Below are 15,042 nucleotides of genomic sequence, written 5' to 3'. Positions count from 1 at the left end.
GCCTCGGACTTTTTTCTAAATGTCACAGCCTGTATCCCGGGGGGGGCCGGGGGCGACGCCGGGGGCAAAGCGGGGATCGGAATCGGAGGCCATGAGCGCCTCGAGACGGCCGGTGTCGTTCAGTCCCGCCGCCGCGCACGCGTCGTATGCCGCGCCGTCCTCGATCAGCATGCGGGCGACTTCACGCTTGCCAAGGTTCCTGGGTGAATCGTCGTCGCCCCAGAGTCCGGGAGACACGGCCTCGTGCAGGGACGTTACGCCCCGCTCCCCGTTACCCTTGATAGGCCGTTCGTGATGTCTTCCGGCGCCGTACGCTATCAGAAGCCTGGCGACCTGGGGATACCCGCCCCAGGCGGCCCAGTACATGAGGGAAAGGTTCGCGGGCCAACCCGTATGGGGCTTTTCGACGGACACCGGGGTGGCGTCCGCCGCACCCGAAGTGAAAACGGCTTCGAGCGTGTCCGCGGAACCCGCCCAGGCCGCTTCGTGCAGCACGTTGTACGCAGTTGGGTCGATGTTGAACGGCACACCGCGATCAAGCAGAAGCGACACCGCGCCTCCGCAGCCGCGCATGCCGACGATGACGGTAAGCAGGTGGGCGCCTACGCGGTCGAGAACGGTAGGATACTCGGCAAGGATCGCGATCATCCGCGCCAGGTCCGGCTGGCCATCCCAACGACCGGGGTCCGGTCCCATGGCGGCTTCGATCAAGCGTCCTTCCGCCTGCGTGAGGTCCGGTGACGGCGCTTCGCGAAGGAACCAGTTTTCGTGGAACAGTCTGATGGATGGACTGTCGCGCACCGTACCTCCCGCAGGTCTTTCGCGCACTGCAGCGACCTCTGAAGCACCAACCGCTGTAACGGGACAGCCGCTATTCGAGCAGGTTCTCACCGCCGTCGTCCATCTTGTCGGGCTGTCGCCAGTACCGGTACTGGGGGGTCCATTCCGCTTCGCCGAGACCCGCAAGGCCCAGCAGGTTCCAGAGGGAGCAGTACAGGTCGCCGGGGCCGAACACGCCACTGTTCTTTCGCAGCACCTGGTCATCCTGCTGTTCGTAAAGCACCGCGCCAGGCATGTTCTCCACGCCCTCCATTACCGTCTGTTCTACGATATACGCGCCGCCACCGTGGGAAGCGAGGCGAAAGCGCCAGTTCCGCGAATTGGCGAAGTCACGCTGCAGGGCGGGGGGATCGCCGGACAGCAGCACGACGGACATGGCGTCCTCGAGATGGGCCAGCATGCCGTTGAATCCGTCCGCCCAGAGCGTACAGTACCGGCAGCCCTGTCCCATGTTGTGGATGGCCAGCAGGCGGTCGCGGCCGGCGAACAGATCGAGCAGGGAAACCTCTCCGGTCAGGGTGTCGAACCGGTAGTTCGGCACCGGACTGGGGTCATTGTCCCGCCGCAAGGCGTTCAACTTAGCGGTGAGTTCGAAGATCTGCCGTTCGAGGGCAACGATGTCCTTCTCGGCCATGCGAATTCCTTTCGTCAGAACTGGTCGATGACCGTCAGAACCGGTCGATGACCGTGACACCCGTCTGGCTGAATCGGCCCATGGCTTCCAGTTCGGCGCCGGCCTCTTCGAGGGAGACGGTCTTGCCGACCAGGCGACCGGGCTGCAGCGCGCCGGAGGTGACCATGCGCAACAGATCGGCAAACCGGTGGGCCGGCATGCCGTGGCTGCCCACGATTTCAAGTTCTTTTGCAATGACCGCGTTCATGGGGATCGGGACGTCGGCCTCGTCCGCCAGGGTCAGGCCGATCTGCACGTGGCGGCCCCGCTTGCGCAGGCACCGGACGGAATTGCGGCTGGTGACCTTGCTCCCGAGAGCATCGATCGAGATCAGGGCGCCGCCGCCCGTCTTCTGACGTATTTCTCTGACCACGTCGGTACTGGACTTTGCATTCACCGTCATGCGCGCGCCGAAGTCCCGCGCCAGCTGCAACCGGGTCTCGTCGATGTCCACGGCGATCACTTCGGCCCCCACGGCCGCCGCGATCATGGTCGCCGACAGCCCGACCCCGCCGCAGCCGTGAATGGCCACGAAATCACCCCCGGCGACCCGGCCCTGGTCCACCACGCCGCGGAACGCCGTCATGAACCGGCAGCCCAGGCTCGCTGCCTCGACGAAGTCCAGGTCATCGGGCAGGCCCACGAGATTCACGTCGGCGTACGGCATGGCCACGTAACCTGCGAAGGCGCCCCATCCCGTAAACCCCGGCTGGTACTCGTTGTCGCAGATATGGTGATGGCCGGCCAGGCACTGCGCGCAAGTGCCGCATCCGCCGCAGAAGGGCACGGTCACCCGGTCGCCGACCCGCCAGTTCCGCACCAGGCCGCCCTTCTCGACAACCACGCCGGCGAATTCGTGGCCCGGCACGTGCGGCAGCTTGATCGACGGGTCGTGTCCCATCCATCCGTGCCAGTCGCTCCGGCAGATCCCGTTGGCCCGAACCTCGATCACGACGCCGTCCTCCGACGGCACGGGATCGGGAACCTCCCGCACCTCGAGGGGTGATCCGAAGGCGTCCATTACGGCGGCTTTCATCAGGCTGTCCAAGGGCTTGGCGGGTATCCCGGCGACCGCAGGACTACCGGACGCACCCGCCTCGTGAAAAGGTGATCGATCATGGGACTGGAACGACGGGCAGTCCTAGAGACGCCAGACCACCAGGAACTGTATGGTGTTCTCGTCGTCGTCCGTACCGAGTTTGTTTCTCCAGTACTGGTACTCGAATCCGAGCAGCAGCTGATTCGGTTCACCGGCCGCGGCCCGGCCGATGTCCCAGACGAATTGAGGCTGCGCGAGTATCGACGCGTCGTACCGGCCGCCGAGTTCGTTGGACCTGCTTCCGATATACTCCGCGTGCCCACTAATCCCGAAGGACTGATTGCCGATTCCGAAGGGAGCGGCCCAGTTGACGTCGAACATGAAACTGTGCCCTTCCTTCGGCGCACCGCCTTTTGCCACGCCAAAGTTCCGGTCGATATAGGCCGTGAGATCGGTGTTCAGGAACAGGAATCCGGGGATATCCCACGACACCCGGAGTCCAGGCAGGAACTTGAACACTTTCGCGTCACCGGCCATGTTGATTCCCGCGATGATCGCCAGGTCGGAAACGAGCCCCAGGCTGGCATCGGACTGCTGCATCTTGCCGATACTGAGCGTCGGATACCACTCGCCGTAGAAATCACGGTCGTTAAACCCGTCCGTCTCCCGGTCAGTCAAATAGTTAATGAAGAAGAAACTGTCGCCGAGTTTCCATTGGGAGGCCTGCTGTACGTTGAGCACCAGGGACTGCACGCTCTTCTGCGCGAAGGGATTCCTCAGCTTCCCGGCCTTCAGATGGAACTCGGTCTGGGGGGCGGCCGCGGACGTGTACGCGGCGGCGATCGACATCACGGCGACTGCCGCGATTCGCCTGAGGCCGCTGTAGGCGTTACGCTTCATCCTGTGTCTTCGTCCGGTGATATCCACCCCCTGTTTCTTCCGAAGTGTTGCCGGGCGAAAAGAGTAAGGTTTGATCAATCTTCCCAGCGGTCGGGGTCTATCCCCCGCGCCTCGCTCTTCATGCCCTTCGGCTTGTGCGGCTGCTGCCATTCCAGGCCGGTCGTGTTCAGGCTCTGCAGGAAGGGTCTGGCCTGTGCGGGCGCGGCGGCGACGTCCCCGGGATCCCACTCCTCCATGGGTTGCACGGGTCCGGACCAGGCCGGCCGGTAACCGAACTGGATCAATTCCCGGGGAACCGTGTCGCGGTTGGGATGGGTACCGTGAAAGACGTCCTTCGGTATGACCAGGGCCGACCCCGCTTTCGCGCAAAGGGTCACCTCCTGGGGATGGGACTTATAGCGCACGTACGGGTTGCCATGGGCGTGGAAGGACAGGTGCGAACGCGGCACGACCCGGAACGGCGCTCTTTCCGGCGGCAGATCGTCCAGGTAGTAAAGCACACGGACCAGACGCGGCGAACTGCCCTCGAAGCTGAAAATGGAGGAGCCGTAGGGCTGGCCGTCCGTATGCATGGAAATGGGCGGCGAACCCGACAGGGTCCGCGTGAACAGGCCTCGCGTAAACACGATATCCGGCCCCATCAGCACTTCGAGGAACTCGATCATGGGCGGATGCCCGATCAGGGCGCACATGGCCGGACTGAGCCACTGGGCCTCCAGGCAGTAGGTCTGGCAGTCGCTGTAGTCTTTGCATTCCATGGGCACATCGGCCAGTTCGGCCTTCAGCGACGCGATGTGTTCGGCGTCAAGCATATCCGGGAGGAGGACAAAGCCCTCGACTTCCAGGTGACGGATGCGCTGGGCCGTCGTGAATGATCCGAAGTCCGTCTCGTCGACTTGCATGAATCCGATCTCTTCCCGGGGATCGATTTGAACCGTGGCGCTTTCCATGATGCGCTCCTTGATGTACTAAGGCATAATCTTACGGTAATCGATGATCGTGACGTTTGAGGAAACTATACGACATGCCCGGGTCTGTTCAAGGGTTTTCCGCGCGAAATCAGGCGAGACCGGCAACCTGCAGGCGCGCCGAAATGCCGGCGCACGAAATCCCAGGCCGGCGTCTTGAAGAACCGGTGTCCGCCTTCCCCGACGGCCAGCTCGCATTTATCTCCGGCGCCGGCAACCTCGTAGACGGCCTTGAGCCGGTCGAAGGCGGCATGGACGTGGTCGATGGGGAAGATGGGGTCGTGCCGGCCGGCAATGGCACAGAAAGGGCGGGGGGCGATCAGTCCGGCTACGTCGTACATTTCTCCCAGCCGCAGCAAACCGGGCACGTAGTTGCATTCACAGTGGTGGATCGTCCCAATGCTGCCCACGAACGTGCAGAAATAGCACCCTGGCATGGAGAGGGCGATCCGGGAGTCGCAGGCTGATGCGAAAAGCGATATCGTACCGCCGCCGGAGTTGCCCGTGATGGCGATGCGGCCGGCGTCGATGGGCAGATTGGCGACCGCCCAGTCGATCAGGCGGGACGTGTCCCACACGCGTTCGCCGATGGGCGTTCTCCCAAGCAGCAGGTCGTGGACGAGTTGGTCGCGGCAGGAATGGACTCTATCGGTCTCGATGTCTTTCGTGGTGCGTGTTTCCCCGAAGGCCCGAGTGGTCGGCGCGATGACGATGTAACCTTCCTCGGCGGCCGCTTGCCGGGCGATGTCGCGCTCGCCCTCCATCATGTGCGCCTCTTCCGCCGCGTCCCGGGCAATGCCGACGTAGATGTGGGGATGATTGTGGCCATGGGGCACGAGGACCAGGGGGAGCACCTCGTCGCGGTCGGTCCCTTCTGTGTCTGTGCCAGCGCCTCCGCCTGCGTCCCCACGCTTCACGCCCTTCGGCAACAGGAGGTAGAAGGGCAGCGGCACCGTCGGTTCGACCCAGAGATACCAGCGTTCCCGGACATGACTGCCCAGGTCGGCAGATTCAAGCCGCTCCGCCTTCGGCAAGTAGCCTGAGAGATCCGCCTCCATGTTATCCAGGCCAAGGGCTTCCCGCAGTTTCGGGCGAAAGGCGGCCTGCCAGGCGGACAGTCCATCCGGATCCGTCGCCCTGAAGGCGTACGCCCCGGAGACGTTTTCATACATGGCATTCAAATGAGTTTCCTGGTCATAGGGTTTGAACTTTCCGGCCGCCCACTTTCCCGTCCGGTTTTCCATCATGTACTCCAATGCTGGTTACGAAAACTTGATACGTTTTACGCGTGTGCTGCCAGGTGGTGCGCGTGTGCCGCGTCCTGTTGTATACCGTGTGTCAACGATATCCGAAGATCAACGGAAAAACGGCCACGACGAATGCCGCCCACACGGAAAATACGGGGAGATAGTCCGTCTGCCACCGTTCCACGGCAGAGAACGGCCCCCGCCGTCGAAGGAAACCGATGTACAGGCGGGCCGTCCACGCCAGGTTGACGAACAGGATGATGTTCAGTCCCATGGCCCACATTCGGTTCGGCGTGACCCCGAATTCGCTGATGCGCGCCGTCATGGCCGCCAGCACGAGGACGTCTACGACCAGGGCGGATGAAATGAGGGCAATCTGCAGGCCGTCGAAAATGCCCGGCGGCGCCACAGGGTCTCTTGCCGAGACCGAATACAGCACGAGACCCAGGACGACGATGAGCAGCGCATCGAAGGCGATCAGCATCTCGCGCTGCACGTCAATCCCTTTTCCGGTCCACACCATGACCGCGAGAAAGGACAGAAGCATCAACGTGAACAGTGGCGTGAAAATCCGCGTGAGCACCGGCGCCACCTGTTCGATGGCGCCCTGCCCGGTATCCACGAGCCAGGCCGCTACGACGAACGCGCCCATCGCTCCGCACGGAATGATCCACGACGCGGCGGCCCATTGCAGGTTAACGCCCAGCGCGTTAAACACTGTCAGTGTAATGCCGGTGAGCACGCCGCCGCCCAGGGCGATGAGCACGTACAGGATGAAGAGCTGTCCGCTGAACCGGACGAAATCCATGCGCAACCCGCGCGTCCGCCAGTCACCCCCGGCGTATGCGAAGCCGACGACGAGCCACAGGGCGATGGGCACATGCAACGTGACGAGTATCGCGGTATCGCCGCCCGGCTCGAATGGAAAGACGTTACACAGCAGCATGGCCACGAAGAAGGGCGGTATCAACCAGCTCCATCGGGCAATGTCCATCCCGCGTTTCCATGCGAAATAGGCCGTCACGAACGGAAACGCGAAGAAACTGATGTTCAGCGCATAGAATTGGTTGACGTCATCGTCGTCGAATGCGTATCCGAACAGCGCGGGGACCTTGATCGCCAGCGCCGCGCCGGCGGCTATGCAAAGGACGAAGATGAACTCCGTCAGCCTGGTCCTGGCGATCCCGGTAGCGGCGTGGGTTGCGCCTGTTTCCGTGGACACACCGGCTACGTCCGTGGCGGGTTCGTCTGTTGAAGCGCCCATCAACTGCGCCGCGTGATCCTGGACGAAAGCGCGCGTCGCCGTGTCGTCGCGGCCGATCCGCCCCGCCGCGACCTGGAAGGCTTCTTCGGCCGAGAGACCGAGCCGCAGCAGGTCGTCTGCCTGGACCCTCAGCCGTTCTTCGAGCTCGTCCAGCCCGGTCGCCGGAAGCGATCTATGCCGTTCAACGTAGGTCCGCCACCGCGCGATTGCAATTTCAAACAAGGGTTCGTTCAAGATCCGGCCCGAGGTTTTCTGGATATCCCGTAACCATGCGAAACGCCGTATTGGATACTAACGCGGAGTGCCGTGGAATGTTCCGCAACTGGATCAGTCTGCGCCCGGAAGATCACTGGGCAGTATTCCCCCGTACTGGGTCAGTCTGCGTCCGGCGGATCGCCGAGATCCGGAACCTGGAGCAGTGCGCCTCCGTGGATCGCGGACTCATGGGCCGTCAGTCCGGGCAGCATGTACCGGGCGGCGTCCCAGGCGTTGTTGGGGGGCAAGGTACCGTTCACACAGGCCATGACGAAATCGTCGACGAGGAACTGGTGGCTGCCCGCATGGCCGTTGGGCAGACCGGCGAAAGCCTCCGGTAGCCGCTCGACGGGGTGTGCCACGGAGACGCCGAGATGGGTGCCGTCGGATGCGGTCACCTTGCCCATCGGATCGCTGCCCGGCACGGGCTGGCCGGTGCAGGCGAGCAGGTCGTCGAGGGATTCCACCCGGTTCCCGTCCTTTCGAAGCCAGGACGCACCGGCGGCGGTCTGTTCGAAGCCGCCCTCGGTCCCCTGCAGGCCCATGCGCACGCACCCTGGATGGCCTACGCGGCGGAACTCGTTGATGCGGCAGACACTCCCGTCGGACATGCTGTACAGCGCGCTCTGGTTGCTGAAGGGATTGGCCCAGTCATTGTCCTCGTAGATCCCGTCCTCGTGGACGTCTCGATTTCCCTGGCAGGATACCCGGATCATGCGCGCACCGGTGACGGATATGATCTGGCTCGTCGAGTGGGTCGGGTAGTACATGGGTGGAATGCCGGCCGTTTCCCGCCAGTTCTCGCCGCCGCGCCAGCGCGCCACCTCGTAGAGGCCGTGGTCCCAGTCATGGTAGTACTCCGCCTGGCCGTAGACGATCCGGCCGAAGGCGCCCCGCGCGTACTGTTCCCGGCAAAACAGCACGCCTGGATAGTAGTAGCTCGTCTCGCCGAGCATGTAGACGGTGCCCGAGGCCCCGGCAGCGGCCACCAGGTTTTCGATTTCGGCCACACTGATCCCCGGCGGTACGGCCGAGTACACGTGTTTTCCGGCTTCCAGGGCCTGGACGGCCTGGGGACCGTGAAGCCAGTTCTGGGTAAAGAGGCACACGGCGTCCACGGCGGATTCGCAAAGGGCATCGAGGGAGGGACTGGTGTCCCTGATCTGGAATCGGGCGGCCGCAGCCGTCCTCTTTTCTTCTTCCAGGTCGCAAAGCACCAACCGTTCGACCTGTGGATGCGCCTTGAACAGGGGAATGAAAGACTGGGAAAAAGCACCCGTGCCGACAACACCGACCTGAAGCCCCATGACCCCTCATGATTTCCCAGGCGCGCCTGGAGGCCGCCCCGTAAACCGATGCCCGGTTTATTCGCCATTCCTACCGAGTAGATTCTGCAAGAAAGCCACGGCACGGGGAATCGCACTCGGCATCGACGTGATTTCGTGCGTTGCACCCGGATAGATATAAGCCTCGAACTCAGGCGGTCCGCGACCGATCTCCCTCATGGCCCGGATCATGGATTCCGCCTGGGTGACGGAAACCACCCCGTCCATGTCGCCGTGGTGGACCTGCAGCGGGGGAAGATCCTCGGCAAACAGGACGGGGGACCGGCGGATGAGCGCCAGCCTGGCATCCTGGAGTGTAACGTCTCCGGTCCACCATGGTACGAGGTACGTGGCGCGCAAGTGTTCGACACCGGGCAGGTCGACCGTCACGCCCCTCACCAGGAGACTGGCGATGTCCCGCGCCCACTCGTTCTGGAAATCCGTCGGGCCGAAGAACGTGATAACGCCCGCGATACGTTCGTCCCGGATCCCCATCAGCATGGCCACGCCGCCGCCTCTGCTTGCGCCCGCTGCAATGTACCGGTCGGTCCGGGCTTCCGGTATCGTCTCCATGGTGAGGTTGACCAGCGACAGCGCGTCGTCCACGTCGCGGTCCCACGGACTGGCCGGACCATCCGACAGCCAGGACCGGTCATCGTATCTGAGGGGTTCGTCCCGGAACGACGGGATCACATAGACGAAGTCGTCCGTCATTTCGCCGAGGGCGACGGTCAATATAAACAACGTGGTTTCCACCGTCACGCCGCCGTCGCCGCCATGGGCGTATACAATGATGGGGAGTTCCCCGGTACCAGCGCCGTCAGGTACGACGATGGCGCCGAAATGTCGCATGCCCTCGACCTGGTGCGAAACAACCCGCAGGCTGGTCGAATGACCGCCCATGTTGTAGGCTTCTTCAAGCTCGACCGTCCCCCCGGACGCCGAGAAATCCCGCGAAGCCCAGTCGGCGCGGATGGCCGACAATTCGTCCTCCTTGGCCGGCGCGAACAGGACGTCGAGCGAGTCTTCCACGGAGATCGCGTGACCGCTCACGGTGGTGGTCGCGCTCGAAGCGGTGACGGTCAGCGTCTGCGGTCCGGTGGTCGAACCCAGCGTCCAGTGGGTGGCGGCCATGCCGCCCGGGCCGGTTCCGACGGTTGTCGGTTCGGTAACGCCGTGGTTCGATGAAAACAGGACGAGCGCGCCGGGCAGGGGCTGTGCTTCCTCGTCGAGCACCTGGACCACGACCGGTTCCCGCAGACTCGAACCGGCAAGCGCGCGCTGCCCGTCGCCGGAAACGACGTTTATCCTGGCGGCCCGGGGCGGATCCACGGGATCGGGTGAGGTCGGACCTTCGCCGCTGCAGGAAACCAGTACGGCAAGGGAAAGGAGCAGCGCGATGGGAGCAAGGATGCGCCGGCGCCAGCCTGTGGATCCGAAGCCCGTCGTTCCGGGGCCTGCCGGTCCGAAGCTCGTCGTAACGGAGTCGTAGAAGGATACTGGCTGCGAAGGATTCTTAATTGGACGCATATGCTTTCTCGGCGGTAAGTGCAACGGAGTGTCGATGGTTTCGTAACTCTCGGTGCGAGTCTGGTATATCGGCGGCATTTAATTTACGGTTTGGCCGCAGAGATAGAAAGCATCGATTGCGGGAACCGGCCAAATTGTTGTGTTTGTTTAGTAATCTACCCTTTCAACCAGCGTATTGCGCACCATTCAACCTGTGTATCGCGTGCCTTTCAACCTGCGTGTTGCGCCTTTCAAGCCGCGTGTTGTGCGCCTTACAACCGCGTGTTGCGCTACGCGGTGAATCGGGAAGTGACGATCGAAGCAGGTACGCGCCGGAGCCACAACAGGCACGCTATGCCCGCCACGGCCAGTACGCCGTTGAAACTGAATACCAGGATCCACGCCGACGGCGCGCCGGAAAGGTCGAGAATCGATCCAGCCACAACCGGTGCGCCGGTTCCCACGACAAACCCGATGAAGGACTGCACGGCCTGCGCGGATCCGACCAGGTTCCTCGGGGCGAGTTCCGTGACAGCCATCGAGTAGATGGCGGAATCGGCCGCCGTGAAGAATCCATAAAGGAATCCCAGCGCAATGAGCCACGCAATCGGAAGTCCGACGAGCCAACCGGCGAGAAACGAACAGATGGCGCTGACCGCAAAGATCAACGTCGCCGTCCGGATTCTTCCGAACCGGTCCGACAACCATCCGCCCAAAAGCACGCTGAAGATGCCGGTCATGAACATGAAGCCTGCCAGGGTGGCGGCGCGCGAAGCAGCGGCGTCCGAATCGTAACCCGTCATCATGAGTGCGGCGACGAGCAGCAGAGGCAACCACAGGCGGGCCACGAAGAGTTCGGCCGTGTGCAGCGCGTAGGCCATGATCACCAGCATCAACCGGCGGTCTCGCAGCGGCGCCAGGGACAGCCAGCCCCGATTCCCATGGCGACTCTCCTCATGTGGGGACCGAGCACTTCGTCCGGAAGCAAGAATCGCAACAATTACAACGCTTGCCAGACCGGGAAGCGTGGTCGATAGAAATGCTGGCTCCCATCCGTCCAACCAGTCCAGCAAGATGCCCATGAAAACGTATGAAACCGTCGTACCGGCGTAACCTGATCCCACGAAGACGCTGACGGCCGTAGCCCGGCTAAGGCCGGCAAATCGGTCCGACGCTAGGCGGATCCCGGTGATGTAGACACATACATGACCGACTCCGTAGGCGAATCGCAGCAGACAGGCGGTCCATAACCCCTCCGCAAGTATGGGAAACAGCAACCCGCTGCTCGCCGTTAATACAACGCCAAAAAACAGGATCCGAATTGGATTGAACCGATCGGTGAAGGGTACAAGGAGCAGAGACGAAATGGCATAGCCGGCCAGGTACGAAGAGAAGATCACGCCCGACTGGGTATTGTTCAGACCCCACGCTTCGCGAATGAAAGGAAGGGAAGCGACGTAGCTCGAGGAGGACAGCAGGATGAGGAACAGAGAGGCGCTAAGTCCTGCGAGCCAGGCTAAGTCCGGTCCGGAGGATGTGTTGGACCGGGTGTGTCGAGTTAGGAATGGAAGACTAGGTGAAATTGGTCCGAATCACTTAGGGAGTAGCTGTTCGTAAGGGTTCAGATTGAAGTACGCCCGTATCAGCAGTCACTGGGATTTCCACTGGCTTGGATAAAGGCATTAACAGTTACTAGATGATAGCTAACTGATCTGAAATGACGCCAGCCAAATCGGGATATTTCACTTCACATCGACCTGTCTCCTTACTAATCAACCTTCTCAAAGGTTCAAGACCTATTGTTTTCTGTAACTCCAATAATCCGTTGAAGCTACATGTTCTGATGACGTAGAACGACCACTGATCTAGAATGAGGGGATCTGGATTTAGATCTGCTGGATCGCCAAGAAGGCAGAAAACATATGCGTCACTGCGATGTTCAGGGGTTTCAACGCTTTCAGACTTATTTGTAACGGGATCCCAAAACCACTTTCTAGGTGTGATATCGAATCTGATCTTGGACGGTTTATCTTGAGGCCAACTCTGATAGTAAGCTGCACTCTTAACTTCTATCTTTTTCTTGTCCGTGGTCTCCAGATCATACCATCCCCACTCAAGGCGAGGAGCATGGTTCACCTCCATGGCTTTGGCAACAAGAAACTCCGCAAGCACACCACGCTGAGCATTACTCAACAGGTCGGTGCCGGACCATTTCCAGTAATCACTCAACGAAAATCCGGCCGATTCGCCTCTTACCTTGAAGGTTTCTCTGCATGATCTTAATCTAGGCGGATGATCAAAGTTCGCTGTTCTCATGAACTTAACTTCTATTCTTCATAGTTTTGGGTGTGCGCAGTAATCAGTTCGGCAATCCTTTTGATTCGTCCCACGACTGATTCTAACACCGATTCATAATCGATCCCAACAGGCAGTGGAATCGGAACAACCACTTCATCAACTTCGCCGTAACATTCTTTTGGATCCGAATGTTCAAGCGACTCAAGTGCCTTTCGAGTCTGATCCAGTCTGATCGACGAATCCGCCTTCCATTGTTCGAAGATGAGCCAAATGGGAGTATCGGGATAGGAACCCTTTGCCCATCGAACAGAGTCAACTCCAAACCAGACTCCAGCACCGGCAATTCGCAGGTACCTACCATATCCACGATACCTCGGTGTGATTCTCAAACCTGCTATATCAGCGTATTGACGCTCTACCGAACGGTTTGTCGCATCGTTAACCAGTTGCCGTAGACCACGTAAACGTCGTGGAAACTCCGGCCCGAGTTCTTCAATCCTGAGCGGCGGAAATCCACTTTCGTCGATTCGGTTGACAAATCCCTGGAGTTGCCTGATTTCATCGATCATATCCAAGTCGTCGGCGTTCTCCAAGTGGTTAAGCAAATCCTGCCAACTAATCAACATGAGGTATTTCGTGCCGAAATCTGCTCTGCTTACAGTAGCACTCTTGAATTCGGTGGAACTCATAAAGATACTGATCGAACCATAAATGCCTGCAAGGTGTCGCAATTCAGCCCAGAGTGTTTCGATCCTAGAAACTGGTACGACGAACAGGAGCGCTTTCTCCGACGGCAGCCGCTTAAGGTATGCGGTCGGCTGATTGCCGGTAAGGCCAGCCCAAAACTTCGCTTCGATGATAAGGCACTCGTTGCTGTTTTCATCAAATCCGACCAGGTCGGGTCGGGTCCCGTCCTCACCACCAACCTGTGTCCGAACACTGGATATTTCTCCCGTATTCGTACCGCCGCTCTTCACTAGGTATTCCAAGACCTTTCGCGCCGTGGCGGACTTCAGAATGTATCCTAGTGCTTCAACGGCGACATCCTCGTGTCGCGATGACAGCATCCAGGCAAGATGGGCCAATAATGAATCATCGTTTGTTTTTATCGTCACTATCCGATCCCCCTCCATGGTCGTAGACATGGTTTCACCTAACCGAACTTTTAGCCAATTTAAAACGTTCTTTCTGCACTTTTCAACGATTACATTGTATACAGAAGTTGGACCGAAGAAAGAGGCGGATCATGACTAAACGCAAGGACCCCGACGAAACCTACCTTGCCTTGCTGCGCGGAATCAATGTCGGCGGGAAGAACATCATCAAGATGGCAGATCTCCGGAATTGTTTCGAGGCCGAAGGATTCCGCGATGTCGCCACGTATATCCAGAGCGGAAACGTGATCTTCCGCACGCCTTCCACCGGGCTCAGGACCTTGACTAAGCGAATCGAGGAGATGTTGGCTGTGGCGTTTGACTACGAAGCAAATGTCGTGATGCGCTCTCGAAAGCAGATGCGGGGAGTGGTTTCCGATGCGCCGGCTGGTTTTGGACAACGGCCGGAGACGTACAGATACGACGTGATCTTCCTGAAGGCACCACTTACGGCAACAGCCGCCATGGAGGGCGTCCCCACCAGGCCCGGCGTGGATGAAGCCTGGGCGGGCAGCGGTGTGCTCTACTTCTCCAGACGGATCGACCAGGCCTCGCGAAGCTATCTCAGCCGGCTTGCGTCGATGCCCGTGTACCAGCGCGTGACCGTCCGCAACTGGAACTCCACGACCCGGTTGCTCGAACTCATGGAAAGAGACTGAATGCAGACTAACCTGTCCGACGCCGGCCCGTCTGTGTTTCTTGTCGTCCGCTGTTCGGGGATTTGAACAGCGCTGACCGGGTTGAGCGTCGCGCTTGAGGGCAAGGCGTCACTCGGCGATGCACCGACCATCCTTAAACACCAGAACCGGCCTGTTGGGAATCGAGCAGTCGGAAACGTACCCGTAAAGCTCATTCATCTCGGCTTCAAAGGCGTCATACGCTTTCAACCGCTCGGCCAGTGCCGTCGAATCGGTGGATGAGACGGAATAAACGATGTACTCCCAGGGACCTCCGCAGGGCTTGGAGCCCAGGCCCGCGTAGCGACAGTCTGCAATCGACGCGGCCGCAGCGTCGCCGATTAGCATGTCGATTTCCTGACGCATCTCTACCAGCCGCGCCCGATCGCCTTCCTCGGTCCTTTGTTCGACTTCATTGGTCGGCTGTTCATCCTCATCGGATTGCAGTTCGCCATTGTTGCCTGATCCAACGACAGGATCGCGGTCGTCACAGGCAAGGAGGGAAACTGAGATCCAAATCGCCACAACCAGGCATACCGCCGCAACCAGGTATCGCATGAACTTTCCTTTCTTTCGGAAATGAGTCACAGATCCCACTTTGTAGAACGTGACATTTCCCGAACAGTTCCTCTGCCGAAATAGGAATCTCCACGGCTACAGATACTGAACTCGACCGCCAAGCCGATCGGCAGATCAGTTCCCAGGTTTCCTTGAAACAGATTCGAATTCCAATCTACTTATCACACCCTCCACTCTTCCTAAACGGGTGTTCATGTCATGCACTTCTTTACTTAGGTCTTTGATGTCTTCCCTGGAAGCCATTTTACCGCGTATAAAGAACAACCATCCGAGAATCAAGCAGGCCCCGGTGGTTACAGGCATGATCCAATCAC

Annotated in this window: 14 protein-coding genes; 1 reads left to right on the top strand and 13 read right to left on the bottom strand. The window is 60.2% G+C overall.

What is annotated here, in order from left to right; all coding sequences use genetic code 11:
- Positions 1-15: 15 nt before the first annotated feature.
- The 12 genes from F4Y38_09705 to F4Y38_09650 all read right to left on the bottom strand — a co-directional run bounded on the left by F4Y38_09705 (position 16) and on the right by F4Y38_09650 (position 13,463).
- The gene (locus tag F4Y38_09705; GenBank protein MXY49550.1) at positions 16-801 is read right to left on the bottom strand and encodes an ankyrin repeat domain-containing protein; all 786 of its coding nucleotides are present in this window, start codon (positions 799-801) and stop codon (positions 16-18) included.
- Between the two features lie 70 nt (positions 802-871).
- On the bottom strand, positions 872-1,474 hold the full coding sequence (locus F4Y38_09700; GenBank protein ID MXY49549.1) for a DUF899 domain-containing protein: 603 nt from the start codon (positions 1,472-1,474) through the stop codon (positions 872-874).
- A gap of 34 nt (positions 1,475-1,508) precedes the next feature.
- Positions 1,509-2,549: a zinc-dependent alcohol dehydrogenase family protein gene (locus F4Y38_09695; GenBank protein MXY49548.1), complete on the bottom strand. Its 1,041-nt coding sequence runs from the start codon at positions 2,547-2,549 to the stop codon at positions 1,509-1,511.
- A gap of 105 nt (positions 2,550-2,654) precedes the next feature.
- Positions 2,655-3,452, bottom strand: a complete 798-nt coding sequence (locus F4Y38_09690) for a nucleoside-binding protein (GenBank protein ID MXY49547.1) — start codon at positions 3,450-3,452, stop codon at positions 2,655-2,657.
- A gap of 74 nt (positions 3,453-3,526) precedes the next feature.
- The gene (locus F4Y38_09685) at positions 3,527-4,402 is read right to left on the bottom strand and encodes a phytanoyl-CoA dioxygenase family protein (GenBank protein MXY49546.1); all 876 of its coding nucleotides are present in this window, start codon (positions 4,400-4,402) and stop codon (positions 3,527-3,529) included.
- Between the two features lie 65 nt (positions 4,403-4,467).
- Positions 4,468-5,592, bottom strand: a complete 1,125-nt coding sequence (locus F4Y38_09680; protein ID MXY49545.1) for a hypothetical protein — start codon at positions 5,590-5,592, stop codon at positions 4,468-4,470.
- Positions 5,593-5,758: 166 nt separating this feature from the next.
- Positions 5,759-7,168: a hypothetical protein gene (locus F4Y38_09675; GenBank protein ID MXY49544.1), complete on the bottom strand. Its 1,410-nt coding sequence runs from the start codon at positions 7,166-7,168 to the stop codon at positions 5,759-5,761.
- 137 nt (positions 7,169-7,305) lie between these two features.
- Positions 7,306-8,493, bottom strand: coding sequence for a Gfo/Idh/MocA family oxidoreductase (locus tag F4Y38_09670; GenBank protein MXY49543.1), 1,188 nt, complete (start codon positions 8,491-8,493; stop codon positions 7,306-7,308).
- A 57-nt stretch (positions 8,494-8,550) separates the two neighbouring features.
- Positions 8,551-10,041 (bottom strand): hypothetical protein, encoded by a 1,491-nt coding sequence (locus F4Y38_09665; GenBank protein MXY49542.1) that lies wholly within the window; start codon positions 10,039-10,041, stop codon positions 8,551-8,553.
- Between the two features lie 269 nt (positions 10,042-10,310).
- Entirely contained in the window at positions 10,311-11,603 is a 1,293-nt protein-coding gene (locus F4Y38_09660) for an MFS transporter (protein MXY49541.1), read from the bottom strand.
- 109 nt (positions 11,604-11,712) lie between these two features.
- Positions 11,713-12,249, bottom strand: coding sequence for a hypothetical protein (locus tag F4Y38_09655; protein ID MXY49540.1), 537 nt, complete (start codon positions 12,247-12,249; stop codon positions 11,713-11,715).
- A 98-nt stretch (positions 12,250-12,347) separates the two neighbouring features.
- Positions 12,348-13,463 carry a hypothetical protein gene (locus F4Y38_09650; GenBank protein ID MXY49539.1) on the bottom strand — a complete coding sequence of 372 codons (1,116 nt, stop codon included), beginning with the start codon at positions 13,461-13,463 and terminating at the stop codon, positions 12,348-12,350.
- A gap of 101 nt (positions 13,464-13,564) precedes the next feature.
- Here F4Y38_09650 and F4Y38_09645 point away from each other — a divergent pair, with 101 nt between their 5' ends.
- A complete protein-coding gene (locus tag F4Y38_09645; protein MXY49538.1) occupies positions 13,565-14,131 on the top strand; it encodes a DUF1697 domain-containing protein in 567 nt (188 codons plus the stop codon).
- A gap of 108 nt (positions 14,132-14,239) precedes the next feature.
- Here F4Y38_09645 and F4Y38_09640 read toward each other — a convergent pair whose 3' ends face one another.
- Positions 14,240-14,707 carry a hypothetical protein gene (locus tag F4Y38_09640; protein ID MXY49537.1) on the bottom strand — a complete coding sequence of 156 codons (468 nt, stop codon included), beginning with the start codon at positions 14,705-14,707 and terminating at the stop codon, positions 14,240-14,242.
- Between the last annotated feature and the right edge of the window lie 335 nt (positions 14,708-15,042).

It is taken from the genome of Gemmatimonadota bacterium (genome assembly GCA_009838645.1).
Taxonomy (GTDB): Bacteria; JAAXHH01; JAAXHH01; order JAAXHH01; family JAAXHH01; genus JAAXHH01.
The sequence above is the reverse complement of the archived record's forward strand: the minus strand, read 5'-3'. Positions and strand labels throughout refer to the sequence as shown.

Excerpts from the sequence above, each read along its gene's own strand:
- F4Y38_09700 (MXY49549.1), bottom strand. The coding sequence starts at position 1,474 with ATGGCCGAGAAGGACATCGTTGCCCTCGAACGGCAGATCTTCGAACTC.
- F4Y38_09695 (MXY49548.1), bottom strand. The coding sequence starts at position 2,549 with ATGAAAGCCGCCGTAATGGACGCCTTCGGATCACCCCTCGAGGTGCGG.
- F4Y38_09690 (MXY49547.1), bottom strand. The coding sequence starts at position 3,452 with ATGAAGCGTAACGCCTACAGCGGCCTCAGGCGAATCGCGGCAGTCGCC.
- F4Y38_09685 (MXY49546.1), bottom strand. The coding sequence starts at position 4,402 with ATGGAAAGCGCCACGGTTCAAATCGATCCCCGGGAAGAGATCGGATTC.
- F4Y38_09680 (MXY49545.1), bottom strand. The coding sequence starts at position 5,592 with ATGTATGAAAACGTCTCCGGGGCGTACGCCTTCAGGGCGACGGATCCG.
- F4Y38_09670 (MXY49543.1), bottom strand. The coding sequence starts at position 8,493 with ATGGGGCTTCAGGTCGGTGTTGTCGGCACGGGTGCTTTTTCCCAGTCT.
- F4Y38_09665 (MXY49542.1), bottom strand. The coding sequence starts at position 10,041 with ATGCGTCCAATTAAGAATCCTTCGCAGCCAGTATCCTTCTACGACTCC.
- F4Y38_09650 (MXY49539.1), bottom strand. The coding sequence starts at position 13,463 with ATGTCTACGACCATGGAGGGGGATCGGATAGTGACGATAAAAACAAAC.
- F4Y38_09645 (MXY49538.1), top strand. The coding sequence starts at position 13,565 with ATGACTAAACGCAAGGACCCCGACGAAACCTACCTTGCCTTGCTGCGC.
- F4Y38_09640 (MXY49537.1), bottom strand. The coding sequence starts at position 14,707 with ATGCGATACCTGGTTGCGGCGGTATGCCTGGTTGTGGCGATTTGGATC.